The organism is Variovorax sp. E3, assembly GCF_016082275.1.
GTDB lineage: Bacteria > Pseudomonadota > Gammaproteobacteria > Burkholderiales > Burkholderiaceae_C > Variovorax.
In genome coordinates this window covers 1-508 of the sequence record NZ_MOWM01000385.1, presented here as the reverse complement: position 1 = coordinate 508, position 508 = coordinate 1, and the positions used below count along the sequence as shown (strand labels likewise).

Below are 508 nucleotides of genomic sequence, written 5' to 3'. Positions count from 1 at the left end.
GGATCGGCAACCTGACGGTATTGGAGCCGTATCGGCCGATCTTCATCGGCGCGGCGCTGGTTGCACTGTTCTTTGCCTGGCGGCGCATCGTCCGACCGACCGCAGCCTGCAAGCCGGGCGAGGTGTGCGCGATTCCGCAAGTGCGCACCACCTACAAGCTCATTTTCTGGTTCGTCGCCGTGTTGGTCTTGGTCGCGCTTGGTTTTCCCTACGTCATGCCATTTTTCTACTAATCAGGAGTTCATCATGAAAAAGCTGTTTGCCTCCCTCGCTCTCGCCGCTTTCGTTGCCCCCGTGTTCGCCGCCACTCAGACCGTCACGCTGTCCGTGCCTGGCATGACCTGCGCCTCTTGCCCGATCACTGTCAAGCACGCGCTTTCCAAGGTTGAGGGCGTGAGCAAGACCGACGTAAGTTTGACAAGCGCCAGGCCGTCGTCACCTTCGACGATGCCAAGACCAACGTCCAGAAGTTGACCAAGGCGACCGAGGACGCGGGCTATCCGTCCAG

General features: G+C 60.0%; 1 protein-coding gene and 1 pseudogene. Both read left to right on the top strand.

Going from position 1 to position 508, the window contains the following annotated elements; genetic code table 11:
- Positions 1 to 233: mercuric ion transporter MerT (locus BMG07_RS41010; protein ID WP_269759925.1), on the top strand; the 233-nt coding region annotated here is incomplete at its 5' end.
- A 13-nt stretch (positions 234 to 246) separates the two neighbouring features.
- Positions 247 to 508: pseudogene (merP, locus tag BMG07_RS41005) on the top strand (mercury resistance system periplasmic binding protein MerP); the annotation flags it as partial.